The sequence below is a fragment of the Proteiniphilum propionicum genome, assembly GCF_022267555.1.
Classification (GTDB): domain Bacteria; phylum Bacteroidota; class Bacteroidia; order Bacteroidales; family Dysgonomonadaceae; genus Proteiniphilum; species Proteiniphilum propionicum.
The window spans coordinates 1822566-1848708 of record NZ_CP073586.1; the positions used below are offsets into that span (position 1 = coordinate 1822566).

Here is a 26143-nt window from a genome sequence, read left to right on the forward strand (position 1 = left end):
TAAACCGTCAGTTGCAGTACCAACTGACGGTTTTTTGCAAATTAAGGTGTATTCCAATAAGCACATCATAAAGATCAGTACGCCTATCCTGTTGAGCCTTCTGGCGCAGAACATCATACAGGTGATAGATACAGCTTTTCTCGGCCGTGTGGGTGAGGTGGAGCTGGGGGCATCGGCTTTGGGTGGAGTCATCTATATAGCTTTGTTCACATTGGGCTTTGGTTTCAGCATGGGAAGCCAGATCCTTATAGGACGACGCAATGGAGAAGGTAATTTTGGCAAGATAGGCGATATTGTTATTCAGGGTGCTCTCTTTCTTCTTATACCTGCAATATTACTTGTACCTTTGCTAAGATACGGTGCTGTTAAGTGGCTTCCTGATATGTTGCAGTCAGAAAATGTGGCAAACGCCGCAGCGGAATATCTTAAGTGGCGTATTTTCGGGATTGTGTTCGCGTTTGTCAATGCCATGTTCAGGGCCTTCTATATTGGCATTGCTCGAACTAAAGTGCTTACCGCCAATGCTGTAGTCATGGCTTTGGTGAACGTGGTGTTCGATTACGGGCTTATATTCGGAAATCTGGGGATGCCCCGGATGGGCATTGGCGGTGCTGCTCTTGCATCAGTAATTGCAGAAGTGTCATCTACTCTTTTTTTCCTTATCTATACAACTAAAACGGTGGATTTGGAAAAATATGGCTTCAAAAAGATCAGGTTTCAATGGCGTGTAGTTAAAAAAGTACTCGATATCTCGATTTTCATGATGGCACAATATCTCTTCTCAATTGTCACCTGGATGCTTTTCTTTGTCTTCATTGAAAACTATATGGGTGAGCGCCCTCTGGCAGTCACAAATATTGTGCGTAGCTTCTACACCATATTCACCATCCCTTCACATGCACTTGGATCGGCAACCAGCACTATGGTGAGCAATACCATGGGGGCAGGAAAGAGAGACGAGGTGTTTAACCTGATAAAAAGAGTCGCGCTCATCAGCCTAATGGTTATGCTGTGTGTTATTGTCGCCGTTTCTGTTTTTCCCCGTGCAATGATTCATATATATACCGATGATCCGTTGCTTATCAGTAATACTGTCAAGCCTCTTTATGTGCTAATATCATCTCTCCCAATCTATAGTGTAGGTTCGGTGTTATTCAGTGCTGTCTCCGGGACCGGAAATACCCGTACTGCTCTTAAGTTTGAGATTTTCACGCTCATTCTTTACCTGAGCTACATGTGGTTTGTTATAGTTTATATGCGCTTTTCAGTAGCTGTAGCCTGGACCACGGAGCATGTTTATTGGGCTCTTCTGACAACACTGTCCTTTATATACCTTCGTAGCGGCAAATGGCGGGACAGACAGATCTGATTCCTGAAATTTATACTATCTTTACCGCCGTGAATGTTACAATGCTGTCATTGCGTTATTGCTTCTGCAAGTTTGTTGGTTATATTGATTCTCGTATGTGGAAAAGTTTTGCTTTTGCATTATTCATATTGTTTGTAGTACCTGAGTTGCAGGCACAAGAGTACCTGTGGAGGCTGGGATTTGATTATTTTTTCGATAACCGTGAATTTAAAAAATCGGCATTCATCGATTCCCAAACCCAGAATGGTATATGGCTGAAACCACAGAGAGGTATCTCATGGGACTCCACCCACACTATTTACGCGGGAGTGAATCTGCTTAAGATACCAGGTGGGGGAGAGGCTGTTGATAAAGTGGATATGACTCTTTATTATCAGTACGAAACAGATAGAGTGCTGTTCCGGGCAGGCTCTTTCCCCAGGAAGGAAGTGCTACGGAACTACTCCAGTTTCTTCTTCAAGGATTCTGTGAATAATTTTGTGCCGCTCATGCAGGGAGTATTCTGGCAGATAGGCAAGGAGAGGAATTTTTTCAATGCATGGATGGACTGGACCGGTTATGCTTCGCCCACTGCAAGGGAGAGCTTTTTTCTGGGCTTTTCAGGTAGACTGTCCTCAGCCCATTTGTTCGGCGATTTTCAGTCGTACATGTTTCATTACGCCGGCACATTTCCCGGAAATTCCGCCTATGGTGTAAGTGAGCAGTTACAGGGATTAGCTTCGCTGGGAATAGAGTATGACGGCGATAACAGCTTCAAAGGGTTGTTGACAGCAGGCGTTTTTGCGGGGATGGAACGAGACAGGAAAGCCGTTATAAGTTACTTCCCGGTGGGCTTTACCGCTAGAGCCGATGCCGAGTTTTGGGGTATTGGAACTCGAAATACACTTTATGCCGGAGATCGTAGAATGCGATTTTATTCCCAACACGGAGACAACCTCTATTGGGGTACTCAGTTCCTGCGTGGTTCAACATATATTGAGAGCATGTGGTACGTACGCCTGCTCAATTCAGATCGTGTTACGGCACAGTTTAATCTCAACCTGCACTTTTCCGGGGGCGAGATGCTGTTTCAGCAGGCTTTTTCAGTTTCAGCATCGATAGATAATATTATTAACCCTGTGAAAAAAAAGGTTAGTTATCCCTGGATGAGGATTTTTCAATAGTATGTCAATCATCTAAAGTGGCAGTATGAAAAGTTATCGTCAAATGAAGAGTTTTCAATAGAGGAAGTCACTCTCCCCCGGGTTAACGCTTACACCACCAATGTATTAGAATTATAGTCCAGAAAAATGGAAACAGTAAAAGAACAGATAGAAACACTTCGAAGAGAGCTTCATGAACATAATTACAGCTATTATGTCTTGTCGCACCCAACGATCTCTGATTTCGAGTTCGACAGGTTAATGAGGCAGCTTACTGAACTTGAGGCTAAATACCCCGAGTTCTACGATCCTAATTCACCGTCGGTGCGCGTAGGGAGCGATATCAACAAGAATTTCACCCAGGTGGTGCATAGCTATCCCATGCTATCGTTGCAAAACACCTACTCTGAGGGAGAGGCAGCCGACTTTTACAATCGTGTTAAGAGGGCCTTGAATGAAGATTTTGATATAGTATGCGAGCTGAAATATGATGGAACTTCAATATCGCTTATTTACGAAAATGGGAGGCTGATGCGTGCTGTAACACGAGGCGACGGAAAGATGGGCGATGATGTTACCGATAATGTGCGTACAATCCGCAACGTACCTCTGGTACTGAGAGGTGAAAATATACCGCCTTATTTGGAGGTCAGAGGTGAGATATTGATGCCATGGAGCTCTTTTGATGCTCTTAACAGAGAGCGGGCCGAGCAGGAAGAGCCTCTGTTTGCCAATCCCCGCAATGCTGCATCTGGCACGTTGAAAATGCAGGATTCACGAGTGGTGGCTTCCCGCAAACTGGAGTCATTCATCTATTATATGATTGGCGAGGATTTGCCTACGGGCAGCCATTTTAATAATATGGCCCTTGCCCGTACATGGGGATTGAATGTCTCCGATGCAATGAAGAGGTGCAGTACGCTCGATGAAATATTCGATTATCTGAAATATTGGGACAGTGAGCGCAAAAACCTGCCTGTAACAACCGATGGCGTTGTTCTCAAGGTAGATTCAATTTCGCAACAACGAAATCTGGGTTCTACCTCCAAGTTCCCCCGATGGTCTATAGCCTATAAGTTCAATGCTGAGCGGGCAGTCACCCGGTTAGAATCGGTCTCATACCAGGTAGGGCGTACCGGGGCGGTCACTCCTGTTGCCAATCTTGAGCCGGTACTGCTTTCAGGTACAACCGTTAAAAGGGCGTCACTCTATAACGAAGATGCCATCCTTGCGCTCGATCTGCATATTGGCGACATGGTGTATGTAGAGAAGGGAGGGGAGATTATTCCAAAGATCACCGGTGTGGACAAGGAGTCACGTTTCCTATTAGGCGATAAAGTAACATTTGCCCGTAAATGTCCCGATTGCGCGACACCGCTTGTTCGTAATGAGGACGAGGCAATACACTATTGCCCCAATAGCGAAGGGTGCCCCACGCAGATAAAGGGGCGCATAGAGCATTTTGTCACACGTAAGGCAATGAACATAACCATTGGGCCGGAAAACATCTCACTGCTTTATGAAAAGGGGCTTATTAATGATGCTGCCGACCTGTATTCATTGAGGTTCCACGATCTGGTGAACCTTGAGCGATGGGGAGAAACCAGCGCCAATAATCTTCTTGAGAGCATAGAAAAGTCAAAGTCGGTACCCTATGAAAGGGTCCTTTTTGCTTTGGGAATACGCTTCGTCGGCGAAACAGTAGCACAGAAACTTGCGCATGCATTCCCTGATATAGATGCATTGGCAGAGGCATCATCAGAACAGCTGACTTTGGTAGAAGAGATTGGCGAACGTATTGCACAGAGTGTTATAGATTTTTTCAGGAATCCCGGCTTTGCCTGTTTCGTTAAACGTCTTCGCGGACACGGATTGCAATTTGCTTTAAGTGAAGATTTAATGGCTTCAAAAACCGATAAGTTGAAAGGGAAGACAATCGTCATAAGCGGAACTTTTGAACTTCATTCGCGTGATGATTATAAAGCAATGATCCTCCGGAATGGAGGAAAGAACAGCGGATCAGTATCAAAAAACACCGATTATATTCTCGCTGGAGAGAATATGGGGCCGGCCAAGCTGGAGACAGCACGGAAACTGGGCATAAAGATTATCAACGAGAAAACATTTCTGGAGATGTTGCAGACAACAGTAGCCCAGTAAGTTTTTAAAATAATCATTATAAAGCGCTGAATATAAATAAAATATATCGCCCTTGGGACCCAAATGCAATCTGCTGGCTGCCAGCATTTTAAATAAATGTTTAACAAATTATCAAGATGAAATAGTAATATTTATTCTGGTTTCGACTGATATTATGAAATTCAGGGTGAGTAAATGCTCCTGCGTGTCTACTGTTTCAGGTTCATGACACCCGGAAAAAAGGCAGTACGCTAAAAAAATTGTATATTCGCACAAAAAAGTTATTTCATCTTATACTTTATGACAACTACATTAATTATTCTGGTTGCTACAGCAGCTTTGATGGTTTGGGGAAAAATCCGTTCCGATATTGTTGCGCTCTGTTCATTACTGGCACTTATTATTACAGGTATATTAACTCCTGAAGAAGCATTAGCCGGATTCTCAAGTCCGGTGGTAATTATGATTGCTGCCCTGTTTATAGTAGGCGGAGCTATATCGCAAACCGGCCTGGCTGGCAAGGTTAGCAACAACATTCTTAAATTTGCCGGGAACAATAATTTTAAACTTTTTATTTTGGTAATTCTTGTCACTGTCATTATCGGCTTGTTTGTGAGCAATACCGGAACAGTTGCTATTTTAATGCCTATTGTGGTGAGCCTGGCTGTAAAATCTAACATGAGTGCAAGCAGGCTGTTGATGCCAATGGCTTTTGCCAGCAGTATAGGTGGAATGATGACACTTATTGGTACACCTCCTACTCTAATTGTACATAACGCTCTGATAGAATCAGGATACGAGGGGCTACAGTTTTTCACCACTCTACCGGTCGGCCTTATCTTATTGTTTTTCGGTATTCTGTTGTTGTGGCCATTGACCAGGGTGCTGGAGAAAAAAGGTAAAAAAGAGTCAATTGAAAGGAAGAACAGTGTAAAATCACCCGATCAGCTGGTGTCCGAATATCAATTGATTGAAAATATATACCGGCTGGAAATTGGGAAAAGCTCCCCGATTCTAACACAAAAATTATCAGATCTGGATATAACCAAGCGCTATTCACTGCTTATCGCCGAGATACATACCCGCACATTCACTCCGCTTGGAAGAAATGTTCATACCTCTTTGCCCGAAGCAGGAACGGTTTTAACTGCCAATGACGTTCTCTATGTAGTAGGTGAATATGAGAACGTGGTGCGTTTTGCGGAAGATAACCAACTCTCATTTGTGGACAATCAGATGGGGGAGCAGATCGAAAAACCACGTTTTGCCGGTAAATTCACGTTCGATGAGATAGGGATGGCTGAAGTGGTGCTACTCCCTAACTCAAGGCTAAACAACAAAATAGTGAGGAATTCTGAATTCAGACAAAACTATAATGTAAACATATTAGGTATTCAAAGAAAAGACCAGTACATTATTCAAGATGTGAAGGATGTGAAAATGCAGTCCGGAGACATGCTGCTTATACAGGGTACATGGGAGGATATTGATAGGCTGAGCCGGCTTGAACCCGAAGTTGTTGTTATAGGACAGCCTGCTGTAGAAGCGTCGAAAGTTCCGCTCGAGCATAAGGCACCTTTAGCTGCTTCAGTTATAGTGTTAATGATTTTGTCGATGGCCTTTAACTGGTTCCCTCCCGTAGTCTCTGTACTGATGGCAGCAATAGTACTCATACTCGGGGGTTGCTTCCGTACCGTGCGTGATGCTTATCGTTCTATTAACTGGGAGAGTGTTATTCTTTTCGCTGGGATGATGCCGTTGGCAACAGCGATGGAAAAAACCGGCACCTCAGCTCTGGTCACCAATAGTATTGTGGGAAGTGTGGGTTCTTTCGGTCCTCAAGCAGTGCTTGCCGGACTGTTGTTAGCCACTTCGTTTGTTACAATGTTTATCAGTAATACTGCAACTGCTGTTTTGTTTGCACCCATTGCCCTGCATGCGGCAACCTCAATGGGTGTAAGCCCTTATCCTTACCTTATAGGTGTGGCAGTAGCAGCGAGCATGTGCCTTGCCAGCCCTTTCTCCACTCCTCCCAACGCTATGGTTATGTCTGCAGGAAGATATAACTTTATGGACTATATTAAAGTGGGGTTGCCTTTACAGTTGATATATCTGATTATTATGATTTTTGCACTGCCGCTTTTATTTCCATTTTAATCATAAAAGGCTATATCAAATTGTCACTAAATGCTCATGTACCTCATGGATGAGTCCCGTCCGAAAAGTCTCAATCATTGATAGCCAATAGAAATGTATATATTGATATTCAGGTTTTTTGGGGGTAGAAACATGCATTAATCATCTTCTGGTGAACGAAATCGAATAGCAGCGACACCTGAATGTAAGAATAAAAAATTTATCGTGAAGATCAATCTTTCATTGTGAAGCTGTATGAGCCTATGTGGTGGCCGTCGGCAAAGATGTCTGTCTTGTATTTCCCCGGCATCAGGTACTCTTCAATATTCCAATACATGGTTACTGGAATCTCTTCTCCGCCATATTCCACTGTGCGCTTCATGGAATAAAGAATGTTGCCGTTCTCATATTGAAATGTGTTGGACGGGCTTTTCGAAAGAACCGAACCATCCGGGCTCATAATCCTGATGTATATTGTGCGTTCTCCCGGATCGGTGGTAATATTCCGGGCAATGGTGAAAGAGACAACAAACTGTGTGCTCCGGCTTAAACGGGACTGTTCCCGGCCCCTGTCGTTCACTGCTTTTGCGTTTATATTTGTTGCAACCAGCTGTGCTGCCAGCGACACCTTCTCAGAGAGTTGTTCCTTCTCTTGCGACACCTGTGTAAGTGTGCGGCTTGTCCTGTTATATTGTTCTGTTATCTGTTTGTTCTCTGCACGCAGCTCCTCGTTCAACCTGTTCAGGGAGTCTATTTGATGAATATAGGAACGTAATATTTTGCGGAGTGTTGCCAGTTCATCTTTCAGCCGTTTTATCTCTGCCTGGTCACTCGCCTTGGTCATCCGCAGCTCCTCCTGCAGGCGCAGAACTTTTGCCTGTTCATTTTCAAGTTTATACAGCAGTGAGTCATTCTGGACACTGAATTTAAATCCTTCATATTGCAGTGAAATTGCCTCATACTCATCTTCCAGCTCCTGCTTATCAATTGTGAACTGTTGCTGCATCTCATTTATTTTTGTATTGTTTGAGATGAGAAATCCAATAAGTATAGCCAATACTACGGCGAGTACACCAATCACCGCAATCAGCTGAGGTGTTCGTTCTTTAAAGTTTATCTTCATCTGAGCGCTTATTTTCCGATCTAATGCAAATTATCCGATCGAACGCAAAAATAAACTTTTTCAGTCTAAACCCCAATGATTCATTAGCCTTTTTCGTTAATTTAAGAATTGGAAGTATATCCTTGCAGCTTGCCCGATCTATTTTTTAAATAACTTCATTAAGATTGCATTATGCTCTGAAAGCTGTAACTGCTGATTGTACAAGTTGGATCATAAAAGCCTTGCTGGTATTACCTTGCGAGCAAATGGCAGTAACCTCTTATTGTACAAGTTGATTTTTTAAAAAATAGATAATCGTGTTTTCGTGGTAAACTCCTCCAGAAAGAGCATTCCCTTATATGAGTTGCCTTTCTTGTTAAGACGGGGACTCCATACAGCGATGGTATATTTTTCGGGGTGGACAGCCACTATACCGCCCCCCACGCCGCTTTTTCCGGGTAACCCTACTTTAAAGGAAAATTCTCCCGCCTCATCATAAAATCCGCATGTTTGCATAAGGGCATTTGTCCTTTTAGTACGGCTTGCAGAAAGGATCCGTTCACCTGAATAGGGTACAACACCGTTGTTGGCAAGGAATAGGAAGGCTTTGGAAAGCTCCCTGCAGCTCATTTCAATGGAGCAGATGTGGAAATAGATATCCATCACCATGTCGATATCGTTCCTTATGTTCCCAAATGATTTCATGAGATTGACCAGTGCATGGTTTCTGAAACCGGTTTTTTTCTCCGACAATGCAACCATAGGGTTATAGTTGACGGTGTTGACCCCGGTCAAACTCCTGATAAACGACAGAATGTTTTCTTTTGGCGAAGCAAGCTCGCTTGCAAGAATATCGCATATCACAATTGCCCCTGCATTAATAAATGGGTTTCTAGGCGTACCTTGATCGTATTCAAGTTGTACGAGAGAGTTGAACGGCGTTCCGGCCGGCTCCAGCCCGGTTCTGTCCCATATGCTGCTCTTTACCCTGGAATAGGCAAGAACAAATGTAAATACTTTGGCAATACTTTGAATCGAAAAGCGCTTTTCGGCATCGGCGAAAGAAAATTCATCACCCTCTACAGTTGTAAGATGGACACCGAATTGATCAGGATTAACATCTGCCAGTTCAGGTATGTAGTCAGCTACCCGGCCTATATCTTCAATCGACTGCAGCTCATGGTATATTTCCTGAAAGATTGTTTCGTAATGCATTTTCATTTTTTATAGCTAAAGACAAAGATAAATATTCCGTTTGTATGTCCGATTCAATCACCTAACGTCACTATTCCCGAATATGACCTATGAGTCCTCTCCGAAAACCTCAAAACCCAATTTTATTGGTTTGCAACTTATTAAAAATAAATGTTCATCTTGTGAAATTTTCAAGAAAAAAGACTTATCGGAGGAGACTCACCCATTAAATACCAAAGATATATGAAAAACCAGTATTAATTGTCTCTTGAACAACTTTTTTTCTTAACTTTATCAGTTTAAACCGGGGAATTAAAAAACTGATATGAAAAGGAGTTTTTTACAGTAAAATGAATTGCATGTTTTGCCTTAAAAGTTGTTTTTATTAATACAGAGGGTGGTTGTAAATCTTTTACCTGGAATGAATCATTAAAGTAATATATATGAAGAAATTGTTTTTCTACCTTTCATTTTGGTGTTTATTTTTCTTTACCGCATCTGCCGATGAGGGGATGTGGATGTTGCATTCACTTAAGCAACAAAAACTGAATGACATGAAGGAGCTAGGGCTAAAGCTTGAAGATTATGATATATACAACCCCGATGGTTCTTCAATAAAAGATGCTGTTGTGCAGTTTGGCGGAGGGTGTACCGGGGAGGTTATCTCCTCACAGGGGCTTGTGCTGACCAATCACCATTGCGGATATGGCCGTATACAGCAGCATAGCACACTTGAAAACAACTATCTTGAGGAAGGCTTCTGGGCAATGACAAAAGCTGAAGAACTCCCAAATCCGGGTCTTACGGTAACCTTTATTGAAGAAATTGAAGAGGTAACCGGCTATGTTTTGCAGTGCTTAGAGAGAGACAGGGAAGAAGATACCGATGGGGCCCTTTTCCTCTCACCTTCTTATCTTAACAGGGTAGCAAGAGAGAAAGCAGGTGAAAAGTTCCTTTCTGAAAATTCAGGGACAGAGGTCGAAATAAAACCTTTCTTCAACGGGAATCAATATTATATGTTCACGAAAAAGATCTATTCCGATATACGTCTTGTAGGTGCTCCTCCCAGTTCTATAGGTAAGTTTGGCGCTGACACTGATAACTGGACCTGGCCGCGTCATACAGGCGACTTTGCTATTTTCCGTATCTATGCCGACAAAGATGGTAATCCTGCCGGATACTCTCCCGGGAACATTCCTCTCAGGCCAAAGCGATGGTTGACTATCTCGACAAAAGGAGTTAAAGAAAACGATTTTGCAATGCTGCTTGGCTTTCCCGGGACTACTAACAAATTCTACACTTCGTGGGAGGTGGCCGAACGAAGAGATATCGATAACACAGTTAGAATCAGGATGAGGGAGGTGCGTCAGAAAGCCATGCTTGAGGAGATGCTGAAAGATCCGGCGGTCAAGATTCAATATGCTTCCAAATATTCCGGATCAACAAACTCTTATAAAAATGCAATAGGTACAAACTGGGCTATCAACATGCGTAATTTCGAGAAGGTGAAGTTAGAGCAACAGAACAGATTGTTGAAGTGGGCTGAAGAAAACAATCAACCCCGTTTTAAAAAAGCCTTGGATGAGATTGAGCGGATTGTGAAAGAGCGTGCAGATCTTCGTTACAGGAGATGGATGCTTAATGAAGGTATTGTGCGTGGATTGGAATTTTCTACATTGGCTACAGTCACAGCTGACAAGCTGGCAAAAGCATTGGAAGAAGGCAACCAATCTGAAGCAGATACGCTCAGGGCACAATTGATGAAAGAATACAGTATGTTTGCTGATAAAGACTACAACCGGGAAGTTGATAAAAAGGTAGCAAAAGAGATGATGCGTGAATATATCAGTTTGGTTCCTGAAGAGAATCTCCCTGGTTTTTTCAGTCTTATTTATAGTGATTTTGGCGGGAATAGCGATAGATTTGTCGATTTTCTGTTCAACCGTTCTCTTTTTGGGAATGAAATAAATATTCAAAACTTTAATGAAGGAGAGGTTGACGCAGAGACTATCATGAACGATCCAATGTTTCTATTCTCAAAATCGGTAGCTGAGGAATCTGCTTCGCTTGAGAAACAGCTGGCGGTCTTTGATGCTCCTTTTGCAATTGCCCGGAAGGCATATCTTGAAGGCATCCTGTCTATGGACGGGCCTTATGCCTATTTTCCCGATGCCAACCTTACACTTCGCTTGTCGTACGGACAGGTTAAAGGATACAAGCCTGGCGATGCTATCTATTATGCGCACCAGACTACCCTCGACGGGGTAATTGAAAAAGAGGACCCCGGTAACTGGGAGTTTGTTGTTCCTGCAATGCTGAAAAAACTCTATCAGGAAGAAGATTTCGGACATTACGCAATGCACAACGGCAACATGCCTGTTGCTTTCGCTGCCACAACTCACACAACGGGAGGTAACTCGGGAAGCCCGGTCATGAACGGGAGTGGAGAGTTGATAGGAATCAATTTCGACCGTAACTGGGAAGGTGTTGGGGGTGATATACAGTTTCTGCCCGATTATCAGCGAAGCATTATTGTTGACATTCGCTACGTCCTATTCATAATTGATAAGTTTGCAGGAGCAGGCCATTTGCTGAAGGAGCTTGACATGAACTGATAAAGATTGTATGGCCCTTTTCACTGATATTCTGCGGCATTTAATTATGTCATTTCATAAGTCGTTGGCTACCTGTAATATTCAATTCTTTCCACTGATATTCTTCAATTATTAATTATATAAATAGTTCAGTCAGGCCTATTCTTAAACATCACTCAATGACAGCAATTCCTGTCAACGGAAAAGACTTATCAGAGAAGACTCGCTTATTAAAGCGGACTAAGGTGATTATTTTTTTAATACCTGACAATCAGCAAAAAAGCATGAGGCTCTGTGGCGTCTATTTATGCTGATTGCTAATGGATTATGTGGCCATTCCAAGCTTTTTTACCGAAGCGGCCCCCATATAATAACAAGTTAATAAAAAAAGTAGTTCAATAGCAACTCTATTACCTAATTAAGTGTTATAATTGTAAGAATATTCACACGAAATAAAACACAATGTTATGAAAGCATCGGTCGGTTACTTTTTGTTCGTCTGTGTAATTATTTCCATTGCCGGTTGCAGTAGCTCAAAACTTGGCATATTTGATAGCAAGGCAGATAAAATAATTGGGTTGTGGGAGGTGAAGGCGATCCATAACAGCGATGAATCGGGTTATAAGGTAATCCCGTCAGGGATGTTCAAGATGATTTTCCCCGATGGCAGATTTATGAATTTCATGTCGACTGAAAAAGGGGCAATAATAACTGTTGACGGTACATATAGGCTTGAAGGCGATATTTATACAGAAGAGATAGTGAATTCTTTCAATAAAAGCCAGGAGGGAAAGGATAACCCTCTTAATATAAAGCTTACGCATGAAAATTTTATGTATCTCCGCTGGTTTCAGCCAATTGATGAGTTTGGAGTGAAGCAGAACAGGTGGATAGAAGAGATATGGCAGAGAGTATGTATCGAGGATCTTGATGTGAGTAATGTGGACTTGCGGCAAGAACTGAAGCAGCTGCTTATTAATGAAGAGGTAATAGAAAAGGTAGTGGAATAGTAAATATGAATAAAATTGATGGCGACATTTTCAGAGCCGCCATCTAAAGAAAAAAATCATAAACGCTGTAACGCTTCATCCAGATCTGCTTTAATATCGTCTATATGCTCAAGGCCAAGCGATACCCGAAGTAGGTTAGGATATACACCGGCGGCAACTTGTGCTTCATCGGAGAGTTGCTGATGCGTGGTACTTGCAGGATGTATGATCAGCGTTTTGGCGTCCCCCACATTTGCAAGGTGACTTATTAAAGATAGATTGTCAATAATCTTTGCTGATTGCTGAACATCCCCTTTCACGAAAAATGAGAGTACTCCACCATACCCGTTGTTTTTAAGATACTTTTTAGCCAGTTCATGGTATTTGCTGCTTTCTAAACCAGGATAGTTCACCCCCTCCACCTTAGGATGTTTTTCCAGCCATCGGGCAAGTTCCAGTGCGTTCGAGTTTGTACGTTCTGCACGCAACGAAAGTGTTTCCAGTCCCAGCAGCAACAGGAATGAGTTGAAAGGACTGTTAACAGGTCCAATGTCGCGAAGCCCTTCTACGCGGCAACGTATTGCATAAGCAATATTCCCAAAGGGAGATTTATCCCCGAAGTTTTCCCAGAAATTAAGGCCATGATACCCCTCCGATGGTTCACTGAACATAGGATACTTACCGTTTCCCCAGTTGAAATTGCCACCATCGATAATCACCCCTCCCATTGAGGTTCCATGTCCGCCAATCCATTTAGTTGCTGAATGCAGCACTACGTTAGCACCCCACTCAATTGGGTTGAAAAGGTATCCTCCCTGACCAAACGTATTGTCCACAACCACTGGAATATCATGTTTGTGTGCTACTGAAATAATAGCTTCAAAATCAGGGATATTGTATTCTGGATTACCGATATTCTCAAGATAAATGGCCTTGGTCCTGTCATCGATAAGTGATTCAATACTTACTACATTATCACCATCAGCAAAACGGACCTCAATACCAAGGCGGGCAAAGGCCACCTTAAACAAATTGTATGTACCTCCATATATGAACGATGTGGAAACTATATTATCTCCAGCAACGGCAAGATTGTTTATGGCAATAAACTGTGCCGCCTGTCCCGAAGAAGTTGCCACTGCGGCTACGCCTCCTTCAAGGGCTGCCATTCGTTTTTCGAACACATCGGTAGTGGGGTTCTGCAGCCGGGTATAGATATTACCGAACTCTTTTAATCCAAACAGGTTGGCGCCATGTTCGGCGCTTTTAAATGTGTAAGCTGTGGTTTGATAAATAGGAACCGCTCTTGCACCAGTTACCGGGTCGGGTTCCTGTCCCGCATGTATTTGCAGGGTTTCAAAATGTTTCTTTCCCATATTTTTAAAAATTAATATTCCGCAAAAATACGAGAAAAAATGCAAAACGTCTAAGTTTGTCGTAAATAAGTGATATTTTAACACTTAATCATTAAACAACCTGCTCCTGGCAATCATGCATGCTCCTATAATGCCAGCCTTGTTTTTTAGTTTCGAAGTTAAGATTCGCGTATCTTTATTAACCAGGTTAAGCGAGTATTTTTTGATTGAGTTCCTTATTGGGAGCATGATAAATCCATCTGTTTCAGCTACCTGTCCTCCAATCACTACCAGCTCCGGATTAAAAATGTTGATTAATCCAGCAATATATTTCCCTAATTTGTTTCCCACCTCTTCCACAATCTCAATACAGAGGGGATCTTCCATGTTTGTGGCTTTAATGATGTCGGTGAGTGTCAGTTTGCTCAGATCTTTAACATGCTCTGTAAGAATGGAGCTCTCGCCCTTTGCAATTCGTTCAAGAATAGTTCTGTGAATAGCCAAACCTGATGCTTCGGTCTCCAGGCATCCCTTTTTACCGCAATGGCAAATAATTTCATTATCAAAAATCGGAAAATGTCCGAATTCACCCGAGAATCCCGATTTTCCGTAATAGGGCTTGCCATCTATTATAATACCTATACCAAGTCCCCATGAGATATTCACAAAAATCACATTCTGTTCACCCTCCACAATTCCTTTCATATATTCGCCATAGGCCATAGCACGAGTGTCGTTATCAATACCCACATTATGATTGAGCTTTTTAGAAAGCGTTTCACTGATAGGGCTCTCGCTAAAGTAGAAGCTGCTGTAACTATATCCTGATTCAGGGTTTACCCGTCCCGATATATTCAGGTTGATATTAAAAATTTTTTTCTTCAGATCGCCCGTCTTATCAATAAAGTTTTGTATGTAATCACAAAGCATGTCGAATGACTCAGGTGTGTTCTCATACGTGTATGATATCCCTATCTGATGATCAACAATGTTTCCTGTAAAATCCATAAGGGCAATATTCAGATGATGCCGGCTCATATCCACTCCCACGAAATAGGCCGATGAGGGGTTCAATCCATAAACACTTGGATGCCTTCCCCCTGGAGTGTGTATTTTCCCGAACTCGTCTATCAGCCCCTGAGCCATAAGCTCCGTGATAAATTTTGTGACTGTGGGTACACTTAAATCCAGCTCTCTTGATAACTCAGATATAGTATCGTTGCCCGATGTAATAAAATGGGTAATAATGTCTTTCTTTATCTGGATGTTTTTTGGGCTTTTGTCGTCTTTAAAAAAAAATTTTTTCTCCATTACATTCTTGATGAATAATTATTGATTTAGCAAGAGGGTGTGTTTTTCATTTTTAGATATTCTAAAAATGAAAAAATTATCACTTTTATCTTTGACCGTAAACATATCAAATGCGGTTGATTACAATCATACATAGTGATTTATCATGCTCGGGATACAAAATTACAACTATTTTTGGTTAATCAAAACTAAAAATGAAATCTATTCAAAATGTATAAGAATCTTTCTCTGATATTTCATTTTTTTTAATTAATTATGCATCTTTGTAATTAATTAGTGTCTTTCTCGCCTGATATGGATACTATTGAACAAGTCGGCATACTATAAATTAATAAACTATGAAATACTTTTTTCTTGTACCCGCTGCTTCAGTTACAGCGCTGGTATTTGCTTATTATTTCTTTAAAAAAATGATGAGGGAGAGTGAAGGGACAGAGAAAATGAAAACCATTGCTCAATACGTCCGCGAAGGTGCCATGTCTTATCTTAAACAGCAGTATAAAGTGGTCACTGTTGTGTTTATTATTCTGGCAGTAATCTTTGCAGCAATGGCATTCTTCGGTTTACAGAACAACTGGGTCCCTTTCGCTTTTCTCACTGGTGGTTTTTTTTCGGGGTTGGCAGGTTTCTTCGGCATGAAAACGGCAACTTACGCTTCAGCCAGGACAGCCAACGCGGTGCGACGGTCACTGAACAGCGGATTACAGATAGCTTTCAGGTCGGGGGCTGTGATGGGCCTGGTTGTAGTAGGACTGGCACTGTTAGATATCTCGGCATGGTTTCTTATTCTTAACTTTTTTGTGGAGAATGCCGATGCCGGACATAAGCTAATTATGATAACCACTACCATGCTTACTTTTGGAATGGGAGCCTCCACTCAGGCCCTGTTTGCCCGTGTGGGAGGTGGAATCTATACTAAGGCTGCCGATGTAGGTGCTGATCTTGTGGGCAAGGTTGAAGCTGGCATTCCTGAGGATGATCCACGTAATCCCGCTACCATAGCCGATAATGTAGGAGATAACGTGGGCGATGTAGCCGGCATGGGCGCCGACCTGTATGAGTCGTATTGCGGATCTATTCTTTCTACTGCAGCTCTTGGCGCCTCGGCCTTTATATTAGATCCAGCTATGCAGCAGAGAGCAGTTTTTGCACCCATGATCATAGCTGGTATTGGTGTATTCCTCTCAATTATTGGAATTTTCCTGGTAAAGACGAAAGAGAATGCTACTGTAAAAGATCTTATGAGATCACTCAACAGGGGTGTAAACGTAAGTGCATTTTTGATTGCAGCCTGTACTTTTCTCATTTTATATTTGCTCGAGTTCAACAACTGGCTTGGATTGTCGTTTTCAGTTATAACAGGGCTTCTTGCCGGGATTATCATAGGACAGGGTACCGAATATTTTACCTCTCACTCCTACAAGCCTACAAGAAATATTGCCAACAGTGCAAAAACGGGACCGGCTACAGTAATAATATCAGGTATGGGTACAGGACTTGTTTCCACTGTTATCCCGGTAATAACCATAGCACTTGCAATTCTTATATCATATCTTTCCGCAACACGTTTCGATATTAATAATATGCTTACTGCCGAGAACCTTAGTATGGGATTGTACGGCATAGCCATCGCGGCAGTCGGAATGCTCTCTACGCTGGGGATTACCCTGGCTACCGATGCTTATGGTCCCATTGCCGATAATGCTGGCGGAAATGCAGAGATGAGCGGTCTTGAGCCGGAGGTGAGAAAACGTACCGATGCGCTGGATTCATTGGGTAACACTACTGCCGCAACAGGTAAAGGTTTTGCCATCGGGTCGGCAGCACTTACAGGACTGGCTTTGCTGGCATCATATATGGAGGAGATAAGGATTGGCATGCTTCGCATAGGCGACAATATTCTTGAATTTGCCAATGGCGAAACGGTAGAGGTTGCAAAGGCCAGCTTCGTAGATTTTATGGATTATTTCCAGGTTACACTGATGAATCCGAAAGTGCTTTCCGGCATCTTTATAGGCTCTATGATGGCTTTTCTTTTCTGTGGCCTGACCATTAATGCTGTTAGCAGGGCAGCTCAGAAAATGGTTGAAGAGGTGCGCCGCCAGTTCAGGGAAATTAAAGGAATATTAACCGGAGAGGCTACTCCCGACTATGCTCGTTGCGTGGCTATCTCAACCAGAGGAGCACAACACGAGATGCTGTTACCCTCTCTGCTGGCAATTATTGTTCCAGTACTTACCGGGCTTATGCTGGGTGTGGCAGGTGTAATGGGCTTACTGGCCGGAGGGCTGGGTGCTGGATTTGTACTTGCGGTTTTTATGGCCAACTCAGGCGGAGCCTGGGATAATGCCAAAAAGTACATTGAGGAGGGACATCTTGGAGGAAAGGGAGGTGAAGCTCACAAGGCTACTGTTGTGGGTGATACAGTGGGCGATCCGTTTAAAGACACTTCCGGCCCGTCATTGAATATACTTATAAAACTAATGAGTATGGTTTCCATTGTGATGGCCGGCCTTACGGTATCGTGGAGCCTTTTGTGAACTATTGCGATAAGTGAGAGCAGATAAAAAGCTTGCTTTTGATATGCCGAGCGCAGCAATAGTCTAACTTTAGTGAACTATTTGCGTTAAGCCGTATGAGCAGAGCCAAGCTTGCTTGAGCTATGCCACGGCGAGCAAATATCTAACTTTAGTGAACTATTTGCGTTAAGCCATATGAGCAGAGCCAAGCTTGCTTGAGCTATGCCACGGCGAGCAAATATCTAACTTTAGTGAACTATTTGCGTTAAGCCATATGAGCAGAGCCAAGCTTGCTTGAGCTATGCCACGGCGAGCAAATATCTAACTTTAGTGAACTATTTCGTTAAGCTAAATGAGCAGAGGACAAATTTATTTGGACTATGCCATAGCGAGAAATAGTCTAACTTTAGTGAATATTATCATTTTGTGTATATTGTGATCGAATAACTTTTTGTAAATTTGTCGGCTTAAAATCAAGACTCATTTTGAAATAATCATTAACATCAAAATAGCAATTAAATTATGAGCTTTCTGACGAACGACAAATTAACAATTGTGGGAGCTGCTGGTATGATCGGCTCAAATATGGTGCAGACTGCCGCTATGATGCGCTTAACGCCTAATATATGCCTTTACGACCCGTTTACAAGGGGCTTGGAGGGTGTGGTTGAGGAGATGCGTCATTGCGGATTTGAAGGTGTAAACTTCACTTTTTCCACCGATGTAAAAGAGGCATTCACCGGTACAAAATATATGATCTCATCGGGTGGTGCACCTCGAAAAGATGGGATGACACGCGAAGATTTGTTGAAAGGAAATGCCGAAATAGCTGCCCAGCTTGGGAAAAATATCAAATTGTACTGCCCCGGCCTTAAGCACCTCACCGTTATTTTCAATCCTGCTGATATTACTGGCCTGGTAGCATTGATCTACTCAGGTCTGAAACCTTCACAAGTAACCACATTGGCGGCGTTAGACAGCACACGCCTGCAAAGCGAACTGGCAAAACACTTTGGTGTTGACCAGAGCAGCGTAACCGGTGCCAGGACTTATGGAGGGCACGGTGAACAGATGGCTGTTTTCGCTTCAACAGCGAAAGTAGGCGACAAGCTATTAACAGACCTCATAGGAACACCTTCACTGACAAATGAAGAGTGGAGTGAACTTAAAAAACGTGTTACCAAAGGTGGCGCAAACATTATAAAGCTGCGTGGGCGTTCTTCATTCCAGAGTCCTGCATACACATCGGTAGAGATGATTCGTGCAGCCATGGGTGGTGAAGAATTCCGCTGGCCTTCCGGATGCTACGTGAATGATCACGAATTTGGCCATATTATGATGGCAATGGAAACAACACTTGACACTAACGGTGTGTCGTATGGTGAGGTAAAAGGTTCAGAAAGCGAAATTGAGGAATTGAAACAGAGCTACGGACACCTTGTCAAGCTTCGTGATGAGGTGATATCAATGGGTATCATCCCTTCAATAGATCAGTGGAGCAGTGTGAATTCTAATCTTTAAGTAGAGGTAGTTGTTATAATACATAATAAAAGGAGGCTGAAATTCAGTCTCCTTTTTTGTTATATTTTATTAGATATCAAGTTTGAAAAACATTTTCTACAAAGCGTTTTTGAATATCATTCAGAAGATTAAGTAGGCCGGCGTTATGTCGAACTTATTTATGTTAATATGATAAAAGTCGCCTATCACCCTCCAGCTCCCGTAACCGGGTGATATCCTGTGTTACTTCCTCACTCTCAGATATTCACCGTTTTCGCCACGTACAGCTGAATATTCAATATAAATAAATCGCCCCTTGAAGTCTGAGATCCAGAAAACAGCTTTATTCTCTTTGCCGCTCTTGAAATCCGTTAGAATACGTTCTACCACATGCACGCTTCCCAACGGTGTTACCCTTCTCCCCTTATCATTGTCAGCAGCATTTTAAAAGGTTCGGTTGCCCTTACTGCATGAGAAACATTTGCCGGCATTATTATACAGTCTCCTTTTTCCAAAAAGTGAATTATGCCTCCCAGCTCTATCTCCGCCTTCCCTTCGAGTATTTGGACAAAAGCATCGTAGTTTGCGGTATGCTCGGTCAAACCCTGTTCTTTATCGAAAGAAAAGAGGGTAATATTTCCAGCCCTGTTTTTTGTTACCTGTTTGCTTACAACACCGCCCGAAGCATATTCTATCGATTCAGCCAGGGCAATGACTTTTGATTTTTCGTATGTTGCCATATTGTTATTCCTATAAAAAAAGTTAACTAAAATGATGTAGCTTATTTTTTTGTTATCCGTATTTTCCTATTTAAACATAGGAACTTATAAGTTGCAAGTTACAATTTGTGTAATATAGTTTTCCTTTAGAGGGCCATCTCTAAGCATTCAGCATCACCTTCATATCTTCATCAACGTTTGTGATCCCCGAAATACCGAAGTTGTTTACCAGTACATTTATTACATTGGGTGAAAGAAATGCAGGCAGGGTGGGGCCGAGATGTATATTCTTCACCCCTAAGGATAGAAGCGCCAGCAGTACAATTACCGCCTTTTGTTCATACCATGCAATATTGTAAACAATTGGCAGGTCGTTCAAATCATCCAATCCGAATGCTTCTTTGAGTGCTAGTGCAATTTTCACAAGCGAGAAGCTGTCGTTACACTGTCCCGCATCCAGTATGCGGGGAATGCCGTTGATATCACCCAGAGGAAGTTTGTTGTAACGGTATTTTGCACACCCTGCCGTAAGTATTACTGTATCTTTAGGAAGCTTTTCGGCGAATTCGGTATAGTAGTTGCGCCCGCTCATACGTCCGTCACAACCGCCCATAACGAAAAATTTACGTATTGCACCTGTTTTAACAGCATCAACCACTTTATCGGCCAGTGCAATCACCTGATTGTGGGCAAAGCCTCCAATGATCTCACCCGATTCAATCTCTTCCGGTGGAGCACATTTTTGTGCATGTGCTATCAATGCTGAAAAATCTTTGGGTTGGCCATCCTTCCGGTCTTCTATATGCTTAAACCCTTCGAATCCCGATGCACCCGTGGTATACACCCTGTCAGTATAGGTGGACGATCTCTTTGGTGGAACAATACAGTTGGTAGTAAAAAGAATAACGCCATTGAAATTTTCAAAATCCTCTGTCTGGTGCCACCACGAGCTTCCATAATTTCCTACAAAGTGTTTGTATTTTTTGAATGCCGGGTAGTAATTAGCCGGGAGCATCTCGCTGTGTGTATAAACATCTACACCGGTTCCTTCGGTCTGTTTCAGAAGCTCTTCCATATCTTTCATATCGTGCCCGCTTATGAGGATACCCGGGTTTTTGCGAACACCCAGGTTAACTTTAGTTATTTCCGGATTTCCGTAGCTCGAAGTATTAGCCTTATCCAGCAACGCCATTGCCTGCACCCCGTATCTTCCGGTTTCCAGCACTAGTGCTGTCAGCTCATCAGCCGTTAGAGAATCGTTGGTCACATCAACCAGTGCCCGCTGCATAAAGCCATAGATTTCATTATCTTCATAACCAAGGTTGAATGCATGTTCAGCATAGGCTGCCATTCCCTTTAGCCCGTAAGTAGTCAATTCGCGCAGTGAACGGATATCTTCGTTTTTTGTAGTCAATATACCTGCATCCAATGCTTTTTCTGCCATCTCCTCTTCAGACTCACCGGTCCAGAAGGCCCCGTCGTAGGTAATACATTCAATGTTTCCACCTGCTGATATCAATCTCTCTTTGGCCGCGTTTCTCATTTCGTATGCCATTAGTATACGTGTGATGAAACGGCTTTTATCGAAATTCGCGTTGGTGATAGTCATAAAGAGGCTGTCGGTAATAAACTTGTTTATTTCTGGTATCTCAATGCCAAGTTCCCTTAACCGGACGGTATAATGCGAAATCCCTTTGCAGAGAAACATCAACAAATCCTGCAGATTAGCTACATCGGCAGTTTTTCCGCAGACACCCTTTACGGTACAACCTGTATTTTTACTGGTTTCCTGACACTGAAAGCAAAACATTTTTTCCATATACTTTTGTTTTTATTGTTATTGAGTGATGCAAATATATCCTGATTCAATAGCAAAATGTGTAACCAATGTTACAATTTGTCGATTTAATAATATTTAACAAATGAAGTCATTGTCTGATCTTCCCCTAGTTGTACCTTTGTTTCAAAACAAAAATGCGATGTCAGAATACAATATAACCTTGTGTCCTCTTTTCTACAATCTATCATTAGAGGAGACAGATGAAATTCTGGAACGCTCTGTATCTGAAGTACGAACATTGGACAAAGGCAATTATGTTACCCGTCAGGGTGATAAAATAAACTGTCTTTACCTGCTGATGGATGGTCTCGTACGAACGGAAATGGTTGCCAAAGATGGAAATGTTCTTGAGATTGAGTTCATTGAACCTGTGAGACCGCTAGCCCCTGCCTTTCTTGTTGCTTCCGAAAACCGGTATCCGGTAGATGTGATCACTGCTGAGAGAAGCGTTTTTTATGTTATTCCCAAATCGTTGTGGTTAAAGGAGATGATGATGAATGAAAAGCTGCTTATCAACTTTATGAAAGTCAACTCCAATATAACAGTCTTTCTTTCAAAAAAGTTGCAAATGATGTCGATTAAAAGTCTCAAGGGCAAGCTCTCTCTATATATACTTGAGAATACAACCCCACAGAATAACTCTTTTATTTTAAGGCGCACCCAGACACAATTAGCGGAATATTTTGGAGTACAGCGCCCTTCCTTGGCACGCACTCTTGGTGAAATGATCCGTGAAGGGTTGATATCGCTTTATAAAAGAGAACTGAAAGTGCTTGACAGAAAAAAGCTGGAAGATTTGGTTTAACACCTCCATTTTGGTTTTTGTAATGATTTACCGGTGAAAAGCAGTTTAGACTAAAATAAAAGTATATATTTGCAAAGAAAGAGGAAAAAGTATTCACTATCATATTAATCTAAAAGTCATGAGTAATCAATTATCAAGAAGAAAATTTATTAAAACGGCTGCTGTAGGTGCCGTTGGTGTTACTGTTTTTCCACAGTTTCTAACTTCGTGTAAACAAAACAAGGCTGCAGGTAGTGATGACGAAATCATTCGCCTTGGTTTTATAGGCCTTGGCCAGCAGGCTATGTATCTGTTAAATGGATTTATTGGTATTCCGGGAGTGCAGGTGGTTGCCGGAAGCGATGTTTACGGTATAAAACGGGAGCGGTTCTTAAAGCGTGTGAACGCGCATTATGCTGATAAGCAGCAGGAAGTTGCCGTTGAAACGTATGAGAACTACAAGGATCTGATTGCGCGCGAAGATATTGATGCTGTGGTTATTGCCACGCCAGATCACTGGCATGCTTTTATGGCGATAGATGCCTGCAATGCAAAGAAAAACATCTATCTGGAAAAACCGCTGACATTTACCATTAAGGAGGGTCAGATGCTGGTGAAAGCTGTTCGCGACAATGGTGTGATTCTTGGTGTAGGCAGTCAGCAGCGCTCCGACGCTAATTTCCAGCACGCCGTGAAAATGGTACAGGAAGGAAAGATTGGCAAAATAGAAAAAGTAAACGCCTACGTAGGCGCTCCTCCCAAACCGTACGATCTTCCCGAGGAACCCGTTCCTGCCGATTTGAACTGGCCTTTATGGTTGGGCCCGTCTGAGTTTGTTCATTACAACTCCCAGCTGAACCCACCAATATCGCTCGATCCTGAACAGAATGAACAGTTCTGGGGCGCATGGCGCTGGTATAAGGAGCTTGGTGGCGGTTTCACCACAGACTGGGGCGCACATATGTTTGATATAGTTCAGTGGGGCCTTGAGATGGATAACAGCGGACCCGTTGAAATTATTCCCGCCGGCTATGAAGATACAAAATTCCTCACCTATAAATATGCCAACGGCGTTGTTATGACCGAAGAGCCTTTCGATGAGCAACAGACCAAAGGTGTGAAATTCTGGGGCGACAAAGGGTGGATAGAGGTTTCGAGAGGCCATTTCGTTGCGTCAGACGACAGCCTGTTACCTCCAAAGGTGGAAGTTGCAGAGGGCGCTTATGAGACTAAAATACCACATCTCGAAAATTTTATTGAATCATTAAAGGCAAAGACCGATCCGGTTGTCCCCGTGGAGACAGGTCATCGTTCTTGTACCGTATGTACGCTGGGTAACATCGCCTACGATCTGGGCCGTCCCATCAAGTGGGATCCGGCAACAGAGAAGTTTGTTGATGATACGGAAGCCGAAGCCAACAGGCTTTTTAATAAAACTTACAGCGAAGGATACGTCTTGTGACAATAGAATCGTAATTAATTATAAAAGCTGCCACATGGCAGCTTTTTTTCACTCTTCCGGTTTGAGCATGATCCCCAGCTCATCCAGCTGTTCCTGCTCAACTCGCGAAGGCGCATCAATCATCACATCTCGTCCTGCCGTATTTTTAGGGAAGGCAATACAGTCGCGGATACTGTCTAACCCCGCAAATATAGATACAAACCGGTCAAGCCCAAAAGCTATTCCACCATGCGGAGGCGCACCAAACCTGAATGCATTCATAAGGAACCCGAATTGTTCCTGCGCCTTTTCTTCGGTAAAACCCAGTACCGAGAACATCTTCTTCTGCAAAGCACTGTCATGGATACGTATTGAGCCACCGCCAACTTCCACGCCATTGATTACCATGTCGTATGCATTGGCACGTACGTCTCCTGGGTTGGAGTCGAGCAGGGGTATATCTTCTGGTTTAGGAGATGTGAACGGGTGGTGTTTAGCGAAAAACCGATTCATCTCTTCATCCCTTTCCAATAATGGGAAATCAACCACCCATAGGCATTGATAGTTGTTTTTGTCTCTCAGTCCCAGGCGCGATCCCATCTCCAGACGCAATTCAGACAGCTGTCTCTGAGTCTTCTCCCTCTCGCCGGCTAGCATCAGTATCAGATCGCCCTGCCTGGCATTGCAGCGTTCAGCCCATTTCAGCAGCACCTCTTCGCCGTAGAATTTATCTACCGATGACTTGAGTGATCCATCTTCGTTATAACGCACATAGATAAGGCCTTTGGCTCCAATCTGGGGCCGTTTCACGAAATCAGTCAGTTCATCAAGTTGTTTGCGGGTGTAGGTAGCGCAACCTTCCGCACAGATGGCACCTACATATTCGGCGCTGTCAAAAACCCCGAAATTGTGTTTCGTTGTCAGATCCTTCATTTCATTGAAGGTCATCCCGAAGCGTGTATCCGGCTTGTCGGAGCCGTAGAGGCGCATAGCATCGGCGTAGCTTATACGTGGAAAGTCGGAAATATCTATTCCTTTTATAGTCTTAAAGAGATGTTTAGTGAGCCCTTCAAAAATGTTCAGCACATCTTCCTGCTGCACGAACGACATCTCGCAGTCTATCTGCGTAAACTCAGGCTGACGGTCTGCACGCAGGTCCTCATCGCGGAAACATTTCACAATCTGAAAATAACGGTCGAAACCCGAAACCATCAGCAGCTGCTTAAAGAGCTGCGGCGATTGCGGCAGCGCGTAAAACTCTCCCTGGTTCATACGTGATGGAACAATGAAATCGCGTGCTCCTTCGGGTGTTGACCCGATAAGTACCGGTGTCTCCACTTCTAAAAAATCTCTTTCATCGAGATAACGTCGTGTCTCAAATGCCATTCTATGTCGCAGCTCCAAGTTTCGGCGTACCACATTGCGGCGCAGGTCTAGATAGCGGTACTTCATTCGAAGCTCATCGCCTCCGTCTGTTTCGGTTTCTATGGTGAATGGTGGTGTTTCGGCCGGATTCAGCACATTCAGTTTCGAAGTGATGATCTCGATGTCTCCCGTAGGAATATGTGGGTTTTTGCTTGAGCGTTCCTTTACCGTTCCGGTGACCTGTATTACCCATTCCCGGCCAAGCTTGTTTGCCTGATCGAACAGGTTATTGTCCACCTCCTGGTTAAACGACAGTTGAGTTATACCGTAACGGTCACGGAGGTCGATAAAGGTCATTCCGCCCATCTTGCGAATTTTGGAGACCCAGCCGGCTAAAGTCACCTCTTTGTTTGCATCTGTTAAGCGTAGTTCGCCGCAAGTGCTGTTTCTGTACATAAATGATTACTCTTTATAGATTGAGTGTCTGAATAAAAAAATTACCCCGACAGATATAAAATTGAGTGCAAATGTACATAAAAATGTACAAAACAGGTTGAAAAAATGTCTCAATGGATAAAAATCATCCCAAATAACTGAAAAAAGTTAACCTCAAGCGAACGCTATTTCCATGATAATCCCGAGAT

18 protein-coding genes are annotated in these 26143 nt (G+C 43.0%); 10 read left to right on the forward strand and 8 right to left on the reverse strand.

What is annotated here, in order from left to right:
- The first annotated feature begins 46 nt into the window (after window positions 1–46).
- The 4 genes from KDN43_RS07425 (at window position 47) to KDN43_RS07440 (ending at window position 6807) form a co-directional block, all read left to right on the forward strand.
- Window positions 47–1369 carry an MATE family efflux transporter gene (locus KDN43_RS07425; RefSeq protein ID WP_238869206.1) on the forward strand — a complete coding sequence of 441 codons (1323 nt, stop codon included), beginning with the start codon at window positions 47–49 and terminating at the stop codon, window positions 1367–1369.
- Complete coding sequence (locus KDN43_RS07430) at window positions 1348–2532, forward strand: hypothetical protein (RefSeq protein WP_238869208.1); 1185 nt, start codon at window positions 1348–1350, stop codon at window positions 2530–2532. The genes KDN43_RS07425 and KDN43_RS07430 overlap by 22 nt, the downstream gene beginning before the upstream one ends.
- Window positions 2533–2658: 126 nt before the next feature.
- Window positions 2659–4671, forward strand: coding sequence for an NAD-dependent DNA ligase LigA (ligA, locus tag KDN43_RS07435; RefSeq protein WP_238869210.1), 2013 nt, complete (start codon window positions 2659–2661; stop codon window positions 4669–4671).
- Between the two features lie 279 nt (window positions 4672–4950).
- Window positions 4951–6807, forward strand: coding sequence for an SLC13 family permease (locus tag KDN43_RS07440; RefSeq protein ID WP_238869211.1), 1857 nt, complete (start codon window positions 4951–4953; stop codon window positions 6805–6807).
- Between the two features lie 211 nt (window positions 6808–7018).
- On the opposite strand, the gene KDN43_RS07445 is transcribed toward KDN43_RS07440, so the two are convergent.
- Together KDN43_RS07445 and KDN43_RS07450 are read right to left on the reverse strand one after the other, a co-directional pair.
- A complete protein-coding gene (locus KDN43_RS07445) occupies window positions 7019–7909 on the reverse strand; it encodes a coiled-coil domain-containing protein (RefSeq protein WP_238869213.1) in 891 nt (296 codons plus the stop codon).
- A gap of 279 nt (window positions 7910–8188) precedes the next feature.
- The gene (locus KDN43_RS07450; protein WP_238869215.1) at window positions 8189–9103 is read right to left on the reverse strand and encodes a glutaminase; all 915 of its coding nucleotides are present in this window, start codon (window positions 9101–9103) and stop codon (window positions 8189–8191) included.
- Between the two features lie 422 nt (window positions 9104–9525).
- On the opposite strand from KDN43_RS07450, the gene KDN43_RS07455 reads away from it, so the two are divergent.
- Both KDN43_RS07455 and KDN43_RS07460 read left to right on the forward strand, forming a co-directional pair.
- Window positions 9526–11697, forward strand: a complete 2172-nt coding sequence (locus KDN43_RS07455) for a S46 family peptidase (RefSeq protein WP_238869217.1) — start codon at window positions 9526–9528, stop codon at window positions 11695–11697.
- A 446-nt stretch (window positions 11698–12143) separates the two neighbouring features.
- The gene (locus KDN43_RS07460; protein ID WP_238869220.1) at window positions 12144–12686 is read left to right on the forward strand and encodes a DUF4488 domain-containing protein; all 543 of its coding nucleotides are present in this window, start codon (window positions 12144–12146) and stop codon (window positions 12684–12686) included.
- A gap of 56 nt (window positions 12687–12742) precedes the next feature.
- On the opposite strand, the gene KDN43_RS07465 is transcribed toward KDN43_RS07460, so the two are convergent.
- Window positions 12743–14041 (reverse strand): O-acetylhomoserine aminocarboxypropyltransferase/cysteine synthase family protein, encoded by a 1299-nt coding sequence (locus KDN43_RS07465; protein WP_238869224.1) that lies wholly within the window; start codon window positions 14039–14041, stop codon window positions 12743–12745.
- Window positions 14042–14125: 84 nt separating this feature from the next.
- Complete coding sequence (locus KDN43_RS07470; protein ID WP_238869227.1) at window positions 14126–15331, reverse strand: ROK family transcriptional regulator; 1206 nt, start codon at window positions 15329–15331, stop codon at window positions 14126–14128.
- Between the two features lie 338 nt (window positions 15332–15669).
- On the opposite strand from KDN43_RS07470, the gene KDN43_RS07475 reads away from it, so the two are divergent.
- Complete coding sequence (locus KDN43_RS07475) at window positions 15670–17871, forward strand: sodium-translocating pyrophosphatase (protein ID WP_238869229.1); 2202 nt, start codon at window positions 15670–15672, stop codon at window positions 17869–17871.
- Between the two features lie 501 nt (window positions 17872–18372).
- On the forward strand, window positions 18373–19371 hold the full coding sequence (locus tag KDN43_RS07480; protein ID WP_238869231.1) for a malate dehydrogenase: 999 nt from the start codon (window positions 18373–18375) through the stop codon (window positions 19369–19371).
- Window positions 19372–19593: 222 nt separating this feature from the next.
- On the opposite strand, the gene KDN43_RS07485 is transcribed toward KDN43_RS07480, so the two are convergent.
- The 3 genes from KDN43_RS07485 to hcp form a co-directional block, all read right to left on the reverse strand.
- Complete coding sequence (locus tag KDN43_RS07485; RefSeq protein ID WP_286846966.1) at window positions 19594–19746, reverse strand: hypothetical protein; 153 nt, start codon at window positions 19744–19746, stop codon at window positions 19594–19596.
- A 14-nt stretch (window positions 19747–19760) separates the two neighbouring features.
- Entirely contained in the window at window positions 19761–20090 is a 330-nt protein-coding gene (locus KDN43_RS07490) for a cupin domain-containing protein (RefSeq protein ID WP_238869234.1), read from the reverse strand.
- Between the two features lie 139 nt (window positions 20091–20229).
- On the reverse strand, window positions 20230–21879 hold the full coding sequence (gene hcp / locus KDN43_RS07495; protein ID WP_238869437.1) for a hydroxylamine reductase: 1650 nt from the start codon (window positions 21877–21879) through the stop codon (window positions 20230–20232).
- Between the two features lie 169 nt (window positions 21880–22048).
- Here hcp and KDN43_RS07500 point away from each other — a divergent pair, with 169 nt between their 5' ends.
- Window positions 22049–22714, forward strand: coding sequence for a Crp/Fnr family transcriptional regulator (locus KDN43_RS07500; RefSeq protein WP_238869235.1), 666 nt, complete (start codon window positions 22049–22051; stop codon window positions 22712–22714).
- A 118-nt stretch (window positions 22715–22832) separates the two neighbouring features.
- Complete coding sequence (locus KDN43_RS07505; RefSeq protein WP_238869236.1) at window positions 22833–24155, forward strand: Gfo/Idh/MocA family protein; 1323 nt, start codon at window positions 22833–22835, stop codon at window positions 24153–24155.
- Between the two features lie 48 nt (window positions 24156–24203).
- Here the strand turns inward: KDN43_RS07505 and aspS are convergent, their stop codons facing one another.
- Window positions 24204–25955, reverse strand: coding sequence for an aspartate--tRNA ligase (gene aspS / locus KDN43_RS07510; protein WP_238869238.1), 1752 nt, complete (start codon window positions 25953–25955; stop codon window positions 24204–24206).
- Window positions 25956–26143: the final 188 nt, after the last annotated feature.